General features: G+C 43.2%; 16 protein-coding genes. 6 read left to right on the top strand and 10 right to left on the bottom strand.

Translation table 11 applies throughout. The features are described 5' to 3' along the window. A partial coding sequence (locus L4D05_RS22600; RefSeq protein ID WP_428793569.1) for an IS3 family transposase occupies positions 1-242 on the top strand: 242 nt, incomplete at its 5' end. 77 nt (positions 243-319) lie between these two features. Here L4D05_RS22600 and ttcA read toward each other — a convergent pair. The 4 genes from ttcA to L4D05_RS22580 form a co-directional block, all read right to left on the bottom strand. Continuing rightward, entirely contained in the window at positions 320-1,213 is an 894-nt protein-coding gene (gene ttcA, locus L4D05_RS22595) for a tRNA 2-thiocytidine(32) synthetase TtcA (RefSeq protein ID WP_428752436.1), read from the bottom strand. Positions 1,214-1,391: 178 nt separating this feature from the next. Continuing rightward, complete coding sequence (locus L4D05_RS22590; RefSeq protein ID WP_428795347.1) at positions 1,392-2,051, bottom strand: DUF2987 domain-containing protein; 660 nt, start codon at positions 2,049-2,051, stop codon at positions 1,392-1,394. A gap of 4 nt (positions 2,052-2,055) precedes the next feature. Beyond that, positions 2,056-2,856: a glucosaminidase domain-containing protein gene (locus L4D05_RS22585; RefSeq protein ID WP_428795346.1), complete on the bottom strand. Its 801-nt coding sequence runs from the start codon at positions 2,854-2,856 to the stop codon at positions 2,056-2,058. Next, positions 2,849-3,700, bottom strand: coding sequence for a DUF2189 domain-containing protein (locus L4D05_RS22580; protein WP_428795345.1), 852 nt, complete (start codon positions 3,698-3,700; stop codon positions 2,849-2,851). Before L4D05_RS22580 ends, L4D05_RS22585 begins: the two co-directional genes overlap by 8 nt. Positions 3,701-4,035: 335 nt before the next feature. Between L4D05_RS22580 and potA the strand changes: the two genes are divergently transcribed. The 5 genes from potA (at position 4,036) to L4D05_RS22555 (ending at position 9,174) form a co-directional block, all read left to right on the top strand. Then, a complete protein-coding gene (gene potA, locus L4D05_RS22575) occupies positions 4,036-5,151 on the top strand; it encodes a spermidine/putrescine ABC transporter ATP-binding protein PotA (RefSeq protein ID WP_428795344.1) in 1,116 nt (371 codons plus the stop codon). Beyond that, positions 5,135-5,992 carry a spermidine/putrescine ABC transporter permease PotB gene (gene potB / locus L4D05_RS22570; RefSeq protein WP_428795343.1) on the top strand — a complete coding sequence of 286 codons (858 nt, stop codon included), beginning with the start codon at positions 5,135-5,137 and terminating at the stop codon, positions 5,990-5,992. The genes potA and potB overlap by 17 nt, the downstream gene beginning before the upstream one ends. Continuing rightward, positions 5,992-6,762 carry a spermidine/putrescine ABC transporter permease PotC gene (potC, locus tag L4D05_RS22565; protein ID WP_428752442.1) on the top strand — a complete coding sequence of 257 codons (771 nt, stop codon included), beginning with the start codon at positions 5,992-5,994 and terminating at the stop codon, positions 6,760-6,762. Before potB ends, potC begins: the two co-directional genes overlap by 1 nt. 95 nt (positions 6,763-6,857) lie before the next feature. Further along, complete coding sequence (locus tag L4D05_RS22560; protein ID WP_428795342.1) at positions 6,858-7,889, top strand: extracellular solute-binding protein; 1,032 nt, start codon at positions 6,858-6,860, stop codon at positions 7,887-7,889. 247 nt (positions 7,890-8,136) lie between these two features. Beyond that, on the top strand, positions 8,137-9,174 hold the full coding sequence (locus tag L4D05_RS22555; RefSeq protein ID WP_428795341.1) for an extracellular solute-binding protein: 1,038 nt from the start codon (positions 8,137-8,139) through the stop codon (positions 9,172-9,174). Positions 9,175-9,308: 134 nt separating this feature from the next. Here the strand turns inward: L4D05_RS22555 and cobB are convergent, their stop codons facing one another. The 6 genes from cobB to L4D05_RS22525 form a co-directional block, all read right to left on the bottom strand. Beyond that, the gene (gene cobB, locus L4D05_RS22550) at positions 9,309-10,049 is read right to left on the bottom strand and encodes a Sir2 family NAD+-dependent deacetylase (RefSeq protein WP_428752445.1); all 741 of its coding nucleotides are present in this window, start codon (positions 10,047-10,049) and stop codon (positions 9,309-9,311) included. 225 nt (positions 10,050-10,274) lie between these two features. Then, on the bottom strand, positions 10,275-11,495 hold the full coding sequence (locus L4D05_RS22545) for an ammonium transporter (protein ID WP_428795340.1): 1,221 nt from the start codon (positions 11,493-11,495) through the stop codon (positions 10,275-10,277). A 406-nt stretch (positions 11,496-11,901) separates the two neighbouring features. Beyond that, positions 11,902-12,333: a hypothetical protein gene (locus L4D05_RS22540; protein ID WP_428752447.1), complete on the bottom strand. Its 432-nt coding sequence runs from the start codon at positions 12,331-12,333 to the stop codon at positions 11,902-11,904. A gap of 16 nt (positions 12,334-12,349) precedes the next feature. Next, entirely contained in the window at positions 12,350-13,411 is a 1,062-nt protein-coding gene (locus tag L4D05_RS22535; RefSeq protein ID WP_428795339.1) for a formate dehydrogenase subunit gamma, read from the bottom strand. An 11-nt stretch (positions 13,412-13,422) separates the two neighbouring features. Next, positions 13,423-14,031: a formate dehydrogenase FDH3 subunit beta gene (gene fdh3B, locus L4D05_RS22530; protein ID WP_265677060.1), complete on the bottom strand. Its 609-nt coding sequence runs from the start codon at positions 14,029-14,031 to the stop codon at positions 13,423-13,425. An 11-nt stretch (positions 14,032-14,042) separates the two neighbouring features. Further along, on the bottom strand, positions 14,043-16,898 hold the full coding sequence (locus L4D05_RS22525) for a formate dehydrogenase subunit alpha (protein WP_428795338.1): 2,856 nt from the start codon (positions 16,896-16,898) through the stop codon (positions 14,043-14,045). Positions 16,899-16,906 lie beyond the last annotated feature (8 nt).

Below are 16,906 nucleotides of genomic sequence, written 5' to 3'. Positions count from 1 at the left end.
AGGTAGCGGAGAGTGGTTTAACGCAAAGCATGTCGAGAAAAGGTAACTGCTTGGATAATGCTGTTGCTGAAAACTTTTTTGCTTTGCTCAAAACCGAGATGTATCACAACCAAAGCTTTGAAGATGCTCTGATAGAGCAAATCAAAGAGTACATCGAGTACTACAATACCAAGCGTATAAAAGTGAAACTGAAAGGCCTGACTCCGATAGAATATCGAACTCAGGCCTTAAAAGCCGCTTAACAGAAATGTCCAACTTTACGGGGTCACTTCATCATGGGGCTTTTTTATTGACGACCGTTGGTGACTGAGCTAAAAAATTAAATGTTAGCAACATTGATAAACATCGATTCATCAATGTTTGACGATGAAATTTCAGCCTCATTAAATCCGTATTGAGCGCGTTCCCCTTCTCTATCGATTGGGAGGTTTTCAAAATCAAATAAATCTTTATCAGCCAATTGGCTTGGACTTACGTTTTGAATCGACTTGAAAATCTTTTCAACGCGACCCGGTGTTTTCTTATCCCAGTCAATCAGCATAGCTTTAATGCTTTGGCGCTGCAGATTCTCTTGCGAGCCACAAAGATTACATGGAATGATTGGGAATTCTTTATGCTCAGCATACTGAATTAAGTCGGTCTCACGACAATAGGTCAGCGGACGAATGACAACATTTCGTCCATCATCAGAACGAAGTTTAGGCGGCATAGCCTTTAGACGCGCACCGTGGAACATATTTAAAAACATAGTTTCAACAATGTCATCTAGGTGATGACCAAGTGCGATTTTAGTTGCACCAATTTTTTCTGCAAACGAATAAAGAGTGCCACGACGTAAGCGTGAGCATAAGCCACATGTGGTTTTACCTTCAGGGATTTTCTCTTTCACGACTGAATAGGTATCTTTATCAACAATGTAATAAGGAATATTTAGCGTTTCAAAGTACTCAGGCAAAATATGCTCTGGGAAGCCTGGTTGTTTCTGGTCTAAATTGACAGCAACAACATCAAAATGAATCGGCGCCGCTTCTTTCAATCGTAACAAGATATCGAGCATCGCGAATGAGTCTTTACCACCACTGATACATGCCATTACCACATCATTTTCTTCGATCATGTTGTAATCTATGATGGCATTACCAACATTTCTCCTAAGGCGTTTTTGGAGTTTGTTGAATTCAAGTGTTTCTTTTCTGGTATCTTTTTGATTCATTGCGACTTCTCATACTACCGACTTGTTCGACGGCCATGGACCGTCGGATGCGTTATAGGGCGCGGATTATACTTTGTTTTATTGGATGTGAAAACAAGCAAAGCAATAGTAACCCTATCACTTGCTTGTTTTATCGGTTAATTAGCTATACCCGTAACAATAAAGATCACCGTTACCACTAATTTGCACTAGGAATGTACGGCAGTACTCGGCTAGTTTTAGAAGGGAGTTGCATGTGTCCATTATTACCTATTTGTTCGAGCAAGACCTGAGCTTTACCATTAACAATCTCGATAAACTCGCCATCAGATAGCTCAATACGTCCATCCGACTGTTCAGCAAACTCTAGAGTAAGTCCAGCAACGTCAGCGGTAAACCAACCAGAAAACATACCACCAAGGTCATTCAGCATCGTCTGCATTTGTGGCAAAAGACTCGCTACATCTTGATAAGACACCTTTCCGGATAGCGATTCTTTAGTCATTACTACCATAGAAAAGTCACATTGCTTCATTTGTGGCGTGTGTATATAGACTAAAGGGTTTGCTTGCTTTAAGTTGCCATCTAATGGCACCAGTAATTCGTTGTATTCACTGGTTTTTAACTCTTCGTATTTTTCCTCTTTCTCCATCCAAGCTTTTTCGATATTACACAATTGCTGGGTCTGGGCGTCCACAAAGAAGAATCCGACCTTAACGTCTTCATGCCCTTCTTTAATATTATTTTTCATTTGAGAATAGAGTTTCGAATAAGTAAAGCGATATTCTTGTGCTGTTGCAGGTATGGCTAACATACCCGCGAATAGACCAAGTAAGGCTAAATTAGCTACTTTTTTCATAGTTTTATTTTGATATCCAGAATTCTTCATTATGGCGAATCATCGCTTGTAAGTCTTTGACGTATGCCTCACCGCGCTCAGAGTAGCGAAGTAATCCGTTCGTCATCGCGAGTGCGGAGGTTTCCGTTAACAGTGATACTCCACTTTCCCTCAGCTGTCCTCGAATAGCTCGAAGCTCACTATAGGCATTGTTTCTATTCACATTCATAAAATACCCATGAATAGATTGCTGAGGCGAAGAAAACTTAGCAACCTCATGCGTTTTGCCTTCTCCACGCTGTAGAGGCACTAGACCACATCCGTTGCTATAACACCATTGACCGAAGTAATTGTTCGCCTCTTTTGCAAAGCGAGATGTTCCCCAAGCAGATTCATTTGCCGCCTGTGTTAATACCAATGACTCTGGCAATACGTCGACCCTTTGCAGAATTTGCTCTATCCACTCGTAAGTCACCTCGCTAGGCTCTAAGTTATATAGTCGCCCAATTCGTTTCGAGGTTTCGATCTGCTCTTTGGTCAAAGATTGCTCATCAAGTGCCAATTGCAATTGCAAAATACGCTTCCGCTCTTTAACAATTCGTGCATTTTCAATGGCTACACCGGGTCTTAGGTAATCAAAAAAAGTTTGTTTCTTTTGTTTAATATCAGTAATAGCGCCAATGTCAGGTGGAGAATCAGAGATTGGCGTTAGTGCTAGCCCTGAAACATCACTGTCGTCGTAGTTTTCATTATCTTGATTAAGATACCAAAAAGTACTGCCCGAAAGCAGCACGGCTGCTGCCACTAACTTGTGCGTCTTACGCATCGAAAACCTCAGGGTTCTTGTTCGGTTTATCGTTATTACTGTTATGATCATTATCGCGTGGTGGAGTACCTTGATCACCATCGGAATCATCATCTTGATTGGCAGTTATTTGCAGTTTAATACCAAACATTTCACGATATAGAATACCTTTTACGTGGAAGAAAAATGGTAAGACGAAAATCAACCCTATACCGTAAAACATGGCACCAACGATAAACATCAACATCATCACGCTATAAATACCGGCCAGAACGAAAATCTTTTTGTTTACAGCACGCAATGAAAGCAAGAGCGATTGCATTGGCGCAATACGTTTTTCACAAATAAGCAATATTGACTGGCTAAACGCGAGCGAAAGATACATTGAAATGAAAGGCAACATCATCCCAACAACACCTTGCAGTACAAGGCTTGCTAACGTTGCAATAATAACGGGTACAGTAAATTGTAAGCCTTTGGCAATATGACGAGATTTTGTTGTCAAACCACATGCATGACTCATCGCCATTAATGACACGCTGGCATAAAATGGTGCACTTACAACTTCATAGCTAAAGTTGGCAACAAAAATTGCCTGAAAGATTCGCTCATCAAGTAACGATGGATCCGCAAAGGCTTGTAAGATAAGGCTAGGATCACCAAGTTGAAGTTTTAACGCGACATAAAAGATACCTAACTGAACAAAAATAAGGGCGATGATCGCCGGAGAAAACGACATGAAATGTTTCATGGTTTGCTTCCATGCTTCTTGAAATATCTCGCCAGCTTTCAGTTCATACTGACCCGATACAGCGCGCTCAATACTGCCACCTAAATTGAAGTCTCTTTCAAAATCATTTTTCATAGTTTTTCCATGTCACACTTAAGAATGCGAACGTCTATTTTTCCGTTAAAAAGGCTGCGCCATTATAGCGGTATCACGTAATGATTATCACGCTAATAAGCTTGCTTTATTATCTTTTTGGATAATAATTAACCACTTGATAAGGTGAATTTTTCATCTTGAAGCTTTCTGAAACAAGTATGGTAAATAATGTTTACTTTTACCTGCGAAATTTTTTTTGTTTCAAGATAAAAAGTGCTTTGATTTCACCCCATTGGTGATTATGATGCGCGCCTTAATCGTGTATCGCAACAGGCCAAGAAAAACCAAACGGCCAAGGTGGAGATAAGCAGACATTGAACGCTAAACAATCAGTAGGAACACCAGTCGTACAGCTATCTGGTGTAAGTAAAAGTTTCGATGGTAAGGAAATCATCGCAAATCTAGACTTAAACGTTAATCATGGTGAGTTTCTCACTATCTTAGGTCCTTCAGGTTGCGGTAAAACTACCGTACTTAGAATGATTGCAGGCTTTGAAACCGTAGATAACGGCTCGATTAGCCTTGCAGACCAAGATGTCACCGAAGTTCCTGCTGAGCAAAGGCATGTCAATACCGTCTTCCAAAGCTATGCCCTATTCCCTCACATGACAGTGTTTGAAAACGTCGCGTTTGGCTTACGTATGCAAAAAGTACCAAGTGCAGAGATTGAACCACGAGTGACAGAAGCGCTCAAAATGGTTCGATTGGAAAAAATGGCGCAACGCAAGCCTCATCAACTTTCAGGTGGTCAGCAACAACGTATCGCGATTGCGCGAGCGGTAGTGAATAAGCCAAAAGTATTATTACTCGATGAATCTTTGTCAGCGCTTGATTACAAGCTACGCAAGCAAATGCAAATTGAGCTTAAACAATTACAACGTCAGCTAGGCATTACCTTTATCTTCGTCACACACGACCAAGAAGAAGCGCTATCCATGTCTGACCGTATCATTGTTATGCGCGATGGTGTGATCGAACAAGACGGGTCACCACGTGAAATCTACGAAGAGCCTAAAAATCTGTTCGTGGCGCGTTTTATCGGTGAAATCAATGTCTTTAATGCGACCGTCAATCAACGTATTGATGACAAGCGTATTCAAGCAATGATTGAAGGCCAAGAGTGCATAGTTTATCACGATCAGCCTTGCGTAGACGGTGAAAAGTTACAAGTATTACTTCGCCCAGAAGATTTACGAATCGAAGAAATCAAAGAGTCAGAAACCAAAGGTATTGTTGGCCACGTTGCCGAACGTACCTACAAAGGCATGACGCTAGATTCAGTAGTAGAACTTGAATCTGGAATGCGCGTAATGGTCAGTGAATTCTTTAATGAAGATGATCCTGATGTTGACCACTCTTTGGGTCAAAAAGTTGCCGTTACTTGGGTTGAAAGCTGGGAAGTGGTATTAAAAGATGAGCAAGAAATTTAATTTACAAAATGCCATCATCACATTAATCGTTGGCTGGTTAGTACTGTTTGTATTGATCCCAAATGTGATGATCATTGGCACAAGCTTTTTAACTCGAGACGAAGCTAATCTCATTGAGATGACGTTTACGCTTAACAACTACGCCCGTTTGTTGGACCCTTTGTACGCCAAAGTGGTCATGCACTCGTTCTATATGGCAATCGTTGCGACCTTAATTTGTCTTGCTATTGGTTACCCGTTTGCCTATATCGTTGCAAAGATGCCAGAAAAATGGCGTCCTTTTATGCTGTTTCTCGTCATTGTACCGTTTTGGACTAACTCTCTAATTCGAACCTATGGCTTGAAAATTGTTCTCGGAACTCAGGGCATATTAAATAAAGGCCTGCTAGCACTGGATATCATCGATAAGCCGCTACGTATTATGTATACGGAAACAGCCGTCATGATCGGTTTAGTCTACATTTTGCTACCTTTTATGATTCTCCCCCTCTACTCGGCACTAGAGAAGTTGGATCATACCTACATCGAAGCGGCAAAAGACTTGGGCGCAAGTAAATGGCAAACTATTACTAAAGTGATTTTACCTCTGACGATGCCGGGTATTATTGGTGGTTGCTTGTTGGTTCTATTGCCAGCACTAGGCATGTTCTATATTGCCGATTTGCTTGGTGGTGCGAAAAACCTACTCATTGGTAACGTGATTAAGAGCCAGATTCTCAATGCAAGGGATTGGCCATTTGGTGCCGCAACCAGTATTGCCCTAACAACAGCTATGGCTGTTATGCTCTATGCCTACTATCGAGCAGGTAAATTATTAAACCGTAAAGTGGAGCTCGAATAATGGGTCGCACTGCTAAATTTGGTTTCATGACATTAGTTTATGCATTTTTGTACTTACCAATCATTGTCTTGATTGCTAACTCCTTTAATGCCAATAAATTCGGTATGAAATGGGGTGGTCTCACGACTAAGTGGTATCACGCACTGTTCAATAACGACAGCCTTATGCAAGCGGCTTGGCATTCAATTAATGTCGCCGTGTTTTCCGCGACAGCAGCGACGTTAATTGGCAGTTTGACTGCGGTGGCGTTGTTTCGCTATCAATTTAAAGGCAAACAAGCGGTAAGTGGCTTATTGTTTATCGTTATGATGTCCCCTGACATCGTGATGGCGATTTCATTGCTCGCTATATTCTTGGTAATGGGCGTTCAACTTGGTTTCTTTACCCTGTTGGTTGCGCATATCACGTTTTGCTTGCCGTTTGTCGTTGTCACTGTCTACAGCCGTTTAAAAGGCTTCGACGTCAAAATGTTAGAAGCGGCAAAAGATCTTGGCGCAAGTGAATGGACCATCCTAAAGCAAATTATTCTTCCACTGGCTAAGCCAGCAGTGGCTGGTGGGTGGTTGCTAAGTTTTACATTATCTCTTGATGATGTCATTGTGAGCTCGTTTGTTACTGGGCCGACTTACGAAATTTTACCGCTGAAGATCTACTCTATGGTTAAGGTTGGTATTTCTCCGGAGGTCAATGCCCTAGCAACCATCATGCTCATTGTGTCACTGGCTTTGGTCATGACTTCGCAATTTCTTGCGCGTGAAAAAATTAAGTAATGTATCGTCAAATTTAAAGTGAGAGCAGAGTGACGCCGTCACTCTGCTTTTTTTATCTATGCCATTATGGCAGCGTTTGTTTGGAGCTTACGTCAATGAAAAAATGGGCTACTTTATTAGCTGGTAGTGCATGTGCACTTTCTCTTGCATCAGGCATGGTTAGTGCAAAAGAGCAACAATTAGTATTCATGAACTGGGGGCCGTACATCAACAGTAACATCCTCGAGCAGTTCACTGAAGAAACCGGTATAAAGGTCATCTATTCGACTTATGAGTCTAATGAGACGCTTTATGCTAAGTTGAAGACACACAATAAAGGTTACGATCTTGTCGTTCCGTCTACCTACTTCGTAGCGAAAATGCGCGATGAAGGCATGCTACAAAAAATCGATAAGAGTAAACTTAGCAACTTTGGTAACCTTGATAGCAATTATCTAGACAAACCGTATGACCCGAATAACGATTATTCGATTCCTCACGTTGTCGCGATCACTGGCTTGGCGGTGAATACCGACATGTATGATCCCAATGACTTTACTAGCTGGGCCGATTTGTGGAAGCCTGAGTTAGAAGGTCAGCTTATGATGATGGACGATACGCGTGAGGTGTTCCATATTGCCTTACGTAAACTGGGTTATTCTGGTAATACAACGGATCAAGCTCAAATTGATGAGGCGTACGCTGAACTTCAAAAACTAATGCCAAACGTATTAGTGTTTAATTCAGATAACCCGGGTTCTCCGTACATGTCGGGAGAAGTGGGCTTAGGTATGTTGTGGAACGGATCTGCTGCTGCTGCGCAAAAAGAAGGCGTGCCTTTACAACTTATTTTCCCTAAAGAAGGTGGCATAGGCTGGGTTGATAACTTCGCTATCAGCTCAGGAGCAGCTAACGTTGATGCGGCTCACAAGATGATTGATTTCTTACTGCGTCCAGAAATTGCAGAACAAATCTCAAATGACACTGGTTATTTAACGGCAGTAAAGGCCTCAAATGACAAGTTTAAACATGAACCCGCTCTGTTCCCTTCTCAGGAAGATTTAGACCGTGTTGAATGGCAAGATTCAGTTGGCGATAAAACCGTCGCTTACGAAGATTATTTCATGAAGCTCAAAGCTGGACAGTAGTTTCACTACTTCCCTACTAAAAGGTGGCATCTGCCACCTTTTTTTATTGAAAGACCCTTTATAACCTTCCAAACGTTTATTTTTTGTAAACAGCCACATAGAGATATCTCTCAATCACTGATATAATCTTGTGACTTACGTCAAATTATTTATGACGTCCAAAGTCATTTGATTTTGCTTGCTAAGACATCATCAAATTGTCATGCCTTCTATGGCTCTTTGTTAATAAAATACAAACGGAAAAGTAATGAAAAGCAAACTGTATGCTAGCGCCCTTTGTGCGGCGACTCTCTTCACTACCCCGGCGTTTGCTGCCAACGAAGAACTCTATTTCTACAACTGGTCTGAATACATTCCAAGTGAAGTTTTAGAGGACTTTACTAAAGAAACAGGGATTAAAGTCATCTATTCAACCTACGAGTCTAACGAAAGCATGTACGCTAAGTTAAAAACTCAAGGCTCAGGTTATGATTTAGTGGTTCCTTCAACGTATTTCGTTTCAAAGATGCGTAAAGAAGGCATGCTGCAACAAATCGATAAAGAGCAGCTATCACATTTTCAAGATCTCGATGCCAACTACTTAGACAAGCCTTTCGACCCGGATAACAACTTTTCTATCCCTTACATTTGGGGTGCAACGGGCATTGGTGTGAATACCGACATGCTTGATAAGGCTGCAGTTAAGAGCTGGGATGACTTGTGGGACCAGAAGTGGGAAGGTCAGTTGATGATGATGGATGACTCTCGTGAAGTCTTCCATATCGCGCTAACAAAACTGGGTTATTCTCCAAACACGACAAATCCAGAAGAGATAAAAGCGGCTTACGAAGAACTGCGCAAACTGGTTCCGAATGTACTGGTATTTAACTCAGATTTCCCAGCTAACCCATACTTAGCTGGTGAGGTATCTTTGGGTATGCTTTGGAATGGTTCAGCTTACATGGCTCGTCAAGAGGGTGCATCAATTGAAATTGTTTGGCCTGAAAAAGGCACGATTTTTTGGATGGATAGCCTAGCAATTCCATCTGGTGCGAAGAATGTCGAAGCCGCTCACAAGATGATCGACTTCCTACTTCGCCCAGAAAATGCGGCGAAAATTGCATTGGAAATTGGTTACCCAACACCAGTCAAGACGGCTTATCCACTGCTACCAAAAGAGTTCGCCGAAGACAAAAATGTCTTCCCACCACAAGAGGTGATGGATTCAGGTACGTGGCAAGATGAAGTTGGTGAAGCTGGTGCACTTTACGAAGAATACTTCCAAAAGCTTAAAGTTGACAATTAAGCTCGGCTAGCGTGAATAATAGGGCTACGAGTATTACGACTACCCTATTCACTCTAAATCAAAAGCCCTCATTTTTTGAGGGCTTTTTGTTATCAACGATAACGAATTGATGACAGGTGTGAAATCCTGTTGTATTACAATGACGTCTCTTGGTCTTGAGTTTGCAATGCCAGTAGTTCTTTAACTAACTTCGGCACTTCTATACTGGCTTTACCGTACCGTTTTTCTTCAAATTCACTTTGAACGGCACTTGGCTCAAGGTTAATTTCAATAGTATGAGCACCATGCATTTTTGCATCATGTACAAAACCGGCGGCTGGGTACACTACACCCGAGGTGCCGATAGAAATAAACAGGTCAGCCGCCTCTAATGCTGAATAGATGTCCCCCATCTTTAACGGCATCTCTCCAAACCAAACAATGTGAGGGCGAATCTGGCTAGGTAATTGGCAGCAATGACATAAATCACCCGTAACGATATCGTCTTTCATGTCGATCACCTGCCCTGATTCAGAGCATCGGGCCTTTAGCAGTTCCCCATGCATATGAATGACATTATCGCTACCGCCCCGTTCATGAAGGTTATCGATATTTTGTGTGATGACTGTGACGCAGCCATTAAGGTCGCGCTCAAGTTGACCTAGTGCGATATGAGCGGCATTAGGAAGAATGCTCGGTTGTTGAAGTTTTTTGCGCCTTTGATTATAAAAGCTTTGAACCAAATTAGGATCACGAACAAAGCCTTCCGGCGTCGCCACATCTTCAATTCTATGATTTTCCCACAATCCGTCTTGCGTCCGAAAAGTTTGTATTCCCGATTCTGCTGAGATACCCGCACCTGTTAATACCACAATATTTTTATAAGGGAAGTTCATAAACCATCCTTGTTCTGACGTAAGCTATACCACAAGAATAACATGGATTACTGTGGGCAACCGAGTTTTGACACTTAGACCATAGTCTAATGCCTTTGATTTAAAAGCATTATTTGGGTGCTTTTTAGCAATTTTGTGAACGATTAAACAGTACGTACAATAGAACCCAAAAGAGGTGTCGATAGACACCTCTCTTGGGTTGATTACGTATGATGATTCGCTAACCTAGTCCTCATTAGTCGATGAAATTTTGTGGATAGCTAAATCTGCGCCATTAAACTCATCTTCCTCGGATAGCCTTAGACCCGTGACCTTGTCTAATACACCATAAACTATTAGCGCTCCGATAAGTGCTATAGCGATTCCTGCAAGCGTACCGACCAATTGCGCGGCAAAGCTCACGCCCCCTAACCCGCCTAGCGCACTTTGACCAAATATGCCTGCAGCAATACCGCCCCAAGCACCACATAAGCCATGTAGTGGCCATACACCCAATACATCGTCAATTTTTGTTTTATTTTGCAGGTAGGTAAATGCCCAAACAAACAGAGCACCTGCAATTGAACCTGTGATCAGAGCACCAATGGGATGCATTAGATCAGAGCCCGCACAAATTGCAACGAGACCCGCGAGTGGACCATTATGAATAAACCCAGGGTCGTTTTTCCCAACGATAAGCGCCGCTAATATACCACCAACCATCGCCATTAAAGAGTTCATGGCTACAAGCCCACTGATACCCTCGAGCGCTTGGGCGGACATAACATTAAATCCGAACCAGCCGACACTCAATATCCATGCCCCTAAAGCTAAGAACGGAATATTGGATGGTGCAAAGTTTGTATGTTTACCTGCGCGAATACGGCCTTTTCTCATCCCTAAAAATATAACCGCGACTAACGCTATCCAGCCACCTACACCATGCACCACGACAGAACCTGCGAAGTCATGGAACCCGGCGCCAAATGTGGTTTCTAGCCACCCTTGAAACCCAAAGTTACCATTCCAAATCATACCTTCAAACAATGGGTACACTAAGCCAACCGTAAAAAACGTCGCTAACAGGATTGGATAGAATCGAGCGCGCTCCGCGATACCTCCCGAGACAATTGCCGGTATAGCGGCTGCAAATGTTAGCAAGAAGAAGAATTTAACCAATTCATAGCCATTACCTTGTGATAGTGTTTCTGCATCGGCAAAGAATGTGCCTCCATAAGCAACCCAGTACCCAATAAAGAAATAGGCAATGGCTGAAACACCAAAATCAGCAAGTATTTTTACCAACGCATTAACTTGGTTTTTATGTCTTACGGTTCCTACTTCAAGAAAAGCGAAGCCGGCGTGCATTAAAAATACCATGATCGCGCCTAATAATAAGAAGAGCGTGTCTGAGCTTTGTGTGAGCGTTTGTACAGCGCCATGTACCTGTTCTACCGAAGGGGTCATGTATCGATTACTCCTTTAAACCACATTTCCATGTAAAGCATCATCATTGTGCTTCATAACATTTCCATCACACCAAGTTGGTGCTTTGAATTCTCATGGCTTGATAACAGCAAGAACTATTCCAAGAAACACAACCTTGACTAATCGCAGTAACACACTAATAACACTGAGTTTTAATTTGGAACATTCAGTCAACTCGCTATCGAAGTTATGATTGGTTGCACCATGTTAGTGATAAGCACTAAACTTGTGCGCACCAAGATGTTGCGACCTGGTTAATGTGGCATGTCGTAATGGAAGCATATCAAAGACACTTGAACATGCTGGTAGTATATGCGGGACAAAAGAAAGCCCATGTGTCTTACAACATGGGCTTAGCGACTTTTACAGCGTTAACTGGCTGCGTTTATTGCGTCGTATCAATCAGTTGAGGACCTTTATCAAACGTCATCGGAATATTACGCTTAAGCATATCCATTCCCTTGAACATACGGATTATCCACACGATAATCGCAACCGCTGCAAACACCATCCCTACATATGGAATAACGTTGGCAATTTGATCAATCCATGTCGCTTTATACCAGTAATGGGTCACGCCTTTCAGTAATCCATTCGAGGTGGCAACGGTAACGATTAAAACGACAAAGAAGGTTAGGTTTAGAAAAAACGTCCTAATTAGTCCGTAATAATGTGAGTTGACGACATCTGTATCCTCACCTTTATCCAATCGATAGCCTGCGTAAACAATAGCTATAACGCCTGAGATAAGTAAAGTAAAGGGCGTAAAGAGGCTTAAGATGTACGCAACCCAAATGCCTTTATGTTGTTGCTGCATAATAGTCGATACTCCCTTAAGTCAGCTTACTGTCGGATTGAGTCTTCGTAGACGTTGAATCAGCGTTCGGTGCCGAATTTACTTCTTCGTTGTCTGCGTTTTTCACTTCCTCAAACCACAAATCATGATGTTCTTTCGCCCATGTTTCATCAACTTCACCAGTAACCATGCCTTCTAGTGCACCTTCCATACCAAAAAGCCCGATATAAATATGGAACACAAAACCACAAATCAAAATCAATGCAGAGAACATATGCACTAAATTCGACAGCTCCATATCACGGCGAGTTTGTCCGAAAATTGGGAAATCGAGGACTAAGCCACTGACGGCCGCTACCGCACCAAAACAGATAAGTAACCAATAAATCGCTTTTTCCCCACCATTTGAAAACCCAGCAGATGGATGCGACCCTTTGTGCTTACCAACCATGCCTCCAAGCTTCATAAACCACTGCACGTCGGTCTTATCAAAGATGGATTTTCGCCACCATTTGATTAGAACCGCGAAAAGTAGAATGAAGAATAGCGGGCCCACATAGTTATGGTATTGCTTGGCAATATAAATGGTCCACCCCCAAAGTTCTGTTGGAACATAGGGCTTCATAAAGTGTTTACCGTAGACCAGCATCAGTCCACTAAATGCAAGAGTCAAAAAGGTAAATGCCATACTCCAGTGAAGGGCACGATCCATTCTAGACCAACGCTTCACTTTTTTGCCTGTTCGTGCAGCGCTTAGCTTCAGTGGTCCAACGATGAAGTACATAAGCACCACCATCGAGATACTACCGAAAATCGCTACCGCTGCCGCAGGAGACATCCATTTCTCTTTTAAAATGAACCAAGTTTCACCCGGAGTACTAATCAATACTCCGTGCTCTGGAGAGCCAGACGTCGTCGTCCCTTCTACTCCATCTTTAACTGCACGCCAATAATCGGCACCAGCCAACTGGACCATTTCACTTTGCACTACTTTGTCATTCTTGCTCTCTTCTGCTTGTACTCCAAACGACAAGGTCAGCAGTAATGCTGCCAATATAGGCAGCATTGCAAGAGCTTGGTTTCTAAGCGTACTTAGCATACGTGTCTCCATTAGCTCTTGGTTGCATCGTAAGACAGATCGTGACCGTCGCTCCAGCCTGCATTTTTTGCTCCACGCTCTACCACACGTTGACGGAATATGTCAGAGACTTTCTCTGCATCCCCGGCCAGCAGTGCTTTTGTTGAACATAACGAAGCACACATCGGCAATTTACCTTCAGCAATGCGGTTTGCACCGTATTTAGCGCGTTCTTCTTCTGAATTATCTTCAGTTTCAGGACCGCCAGCACAGAACGTACACTTGTCCATCTTGCCACGCTCACCAAACGAAGCTTGTTTAGGGAACTGTGGAGCACCAAATGGGCAAGCAAATAAGCAATAACCGCAACCAATACAGAGGTCTTTATTGTGAAGCACAATACCGTCCTCTGTATGCTCAAAACAATCAGCTGGGCAGACTGCCATACAAGGCGCATCCGTACAGTGCATACAAGCAACGGAGATTGAGTTTTCACCCGGTTCGCCATCATTTAATGTCACTACTCGGCGGCGTTGGATACCCCACTCGAGTGCTTCATCGTTTTCGTTTTTACATGCTGTGACACAGCCGTTACAGTCAATACAACGTTTGGTGTCACAAAGGAATTTCATTCTAGCCATGTTATGACTCCTTACGCTTTCTTGATATTACAGAGAGTGACTTTGGTTTCTTGCATCTGCGTGACCGGATCATAACCGTAGGTGGTCGCAGTATTGGCCGCTTCGCCTATTACATATGGGTCACTACCCTCAGGGTATTTAGAACGAAGATCTTCACCTTGGAATTTTCCACCAAAGTGGAAAGGAATGAACGCTAAACCCGGTTTAACACGTCGCGTTACAAGCGCTTTCACCTTAATTCGTCCCTTCTCTGCTCCTTCTACCCAAACCATGTCACCGTCTTTAAAGCCAATGTCATTGGCATCTTTCGGGTTAACTTCTACAAACATTTCACGTTGTAGCTCGGCAAGCCAAGGGTTAGAGCGCGTTTCTTCACCACCACCTTCATATTCAACCAAGCGTCCAGAGGTCAATACAATTGGATATTCGCCAGATTTATCTTGATCTTGAATTGACTTATAAAGCGTTGGTAAACGATAAATCGATTCACTGTCATCCCAGGTAGGATAATCCACAACCAGATCACGTCGTGGTGTGTAGAGTGGCTCACGATGCAACGGGACTTTATCTGGGAAAGTCCAAACAATCGCACGAGCTTTCGCATTACCAAATGGCATACAGCCATGAAGTACAGCGACACGTTGAATACCGCCTGACAAGTCTGTTTTCCAGTTTTTACCTTCCGCTGCGGCTTGTTCTTCAGGGGTCAAGTCCCCCCACCAACCAAGCTGTTTAATTAGCTTATCAGTAAACTCTGGGTAGCCATCTTCAATTTCACAGCCAACAGAATAGCTATCTTCAGCCAGCAGATTATTTCCTTCATACTCAACACCAAATCGCGCACGGAAGTTACCGCCGCCAAGTGCGACCGGCTTTGATGTGTCATAGAGAATATGTGTGCCCGGGTGCTTCATCTCTGGCGTCCCCCAACATGGCCAAGGTAGACCATACGTTTCACCATTGGCGACACCACCTTCGGCTTCTAGGCTAGTTTTATTGAAAATATGCCAGTTTTGTTGATGCGCTTTTAAACGTTCTGGACTTTGTCCTGTATAACCTATCGTCCACATACCTTTGTTAAATTCACGGGTAATGTCTTCAATCAAAGGTTGGTTATTTTCAACGCTGATGTTTTTGAATAGCTGATCAGAAAAGCCCAACTTTTTCGTTAAAAGGTACATGATTTCGTGATCGGGTTTAGAGTCAAACAACGGTTCAATGACTTGGTCTCGCCATTGAATAGAGCGGTTTGATGCCGTCACCGAGCCATACGTTTCAAACTGAGTGGTTGCAGGAAGTAAATACACCCCGTCAGTTCGATCGTTCATCACCGCCGCAACTGTTGGGTATGGATCAACAATCACCATCATGTCTAACTTCGACATGGCCTTTTTCATTTCTACGCCACGGGTTTGCGAGTTAACCGCATGTCCCCAATAGAACATGGCGCGTATATTGTCGTTTTGTTCAATATTGTCTTTGTTTTCTAGTACACCATCGATCCAACGAGAAACTGGAATACCCATGTTATTCATCGGTTTCTTACCACGATATTCGTTTGGATCGAAACGTCCTTTGACCCACTCGAAATCGACATCCCAAACTTTAGCCCAATGCTTCCAAGAGCCTTCCGCCAAACCGTAATAACCAGGGAGTGTATGAGAAAGTACGCCTAAATCCGTCGCACCTTGTACGTTATCGTGCCCACGGAATATGTTGGCTCCACCACCTGACTTACCAATATTACCAAGTGCTAACTCAAGCACACAGTAAGCACGGGTGTTGTTATTACCTGTGGTGTGTTGCGTACCGCCCATACACCAAATAATGCTGCCTGGACGGTTGTCAGCAAGAAGTTTAGCGGCTTTATAGACGTCAGCTTCGCTAACACCAGTAACACGTTCAACTTCTTTTGGATTCCAGTTAGCCACTTCTTTGCGAATCTCGTCCATCCCGAACACACGCTGGCGAATAAACTCCTGATCTTCCCATTTATTCGCAAAAATGTGCCATAGCAAGCCCCATACAAAGGCCACATCGGTTCCCGGTCTTAGGGAACAGTAATGATCAGATTTCGCTGCGGTACGCGTACGTCTTGGATCAGCAACAACGATCTTACAACCGTTTTTCTCTTTCGCGATCAGGATGTGCTGCATTGCAACAGGATGAGCCTCCGCAGGGTTTGAACCAATGAACAGCATAGACTTACAGTTATGCATATCATTGAAAGAGTTCGTCATTGCCCCGTAACCCCATGTATTAGCAACACCGGATACTGTAGTCGAGTGACAAATACGTGCTTGGTGGTCGACATTATTGGTGCCCCAAAGAGACGCCATTTTTCTGAACATATACGCTTGTTCATTGTTGTGCTTAGCGCTGCCCAGCCAATAAACGGAATCGGGTCCTGATTCTTCGCGGATTTCTAAGACTTTACTTCCAATCTCTTCGATCGCTTCATCCCACGTCAGCTTTTTCCATTTACCGCCTTCAAGCTTCATTGGATATTTAAGGCGTCGTTCGCCGTGTCCGTGCTCACGTAAAGCTGCCCCTTTTGCACAATGTCCGCCAGCATTAAATGGGTGGTCAAATGCGGGCTCTTGCCCGGTCCACACACCATTTTGAACTTCAGCATAGACACCGCAACCTACGGAACAGTGTGAACAAATTGTTCGTCTCACTTCGGTTTTCGCTTCAGGATCAACAGCCTTGGCTTCTGCCTTCTTGATCATACCTGGAGCAAATACATACGCGCCAGCGGCTACACCACCTGCTGCAAGCGTGGAGCTGCGCATAAACGTTCGGCGACTAATGCCTAGCTTGTTTTCATTTTTGCTCACTGTATTGGAGCGTTTAGTCAGTTTCATTGGTTCGC

The organism is Vibrio nomapromontoriensis (genome assembly GCF_050337205.1).
In the GTDB taxonomy this organism is placed as follows: Bacteria; Pseudomonadota; Gammaproteobacteria; order Enterobacterales; family Vibrionaceae; genus Vibrio; species Vibrio nomapromontoriensis.
Note: the sequence above shows the minus strand (reverse complement) of the source record. Positions and strands in the feature narration are given on the sequence as shown.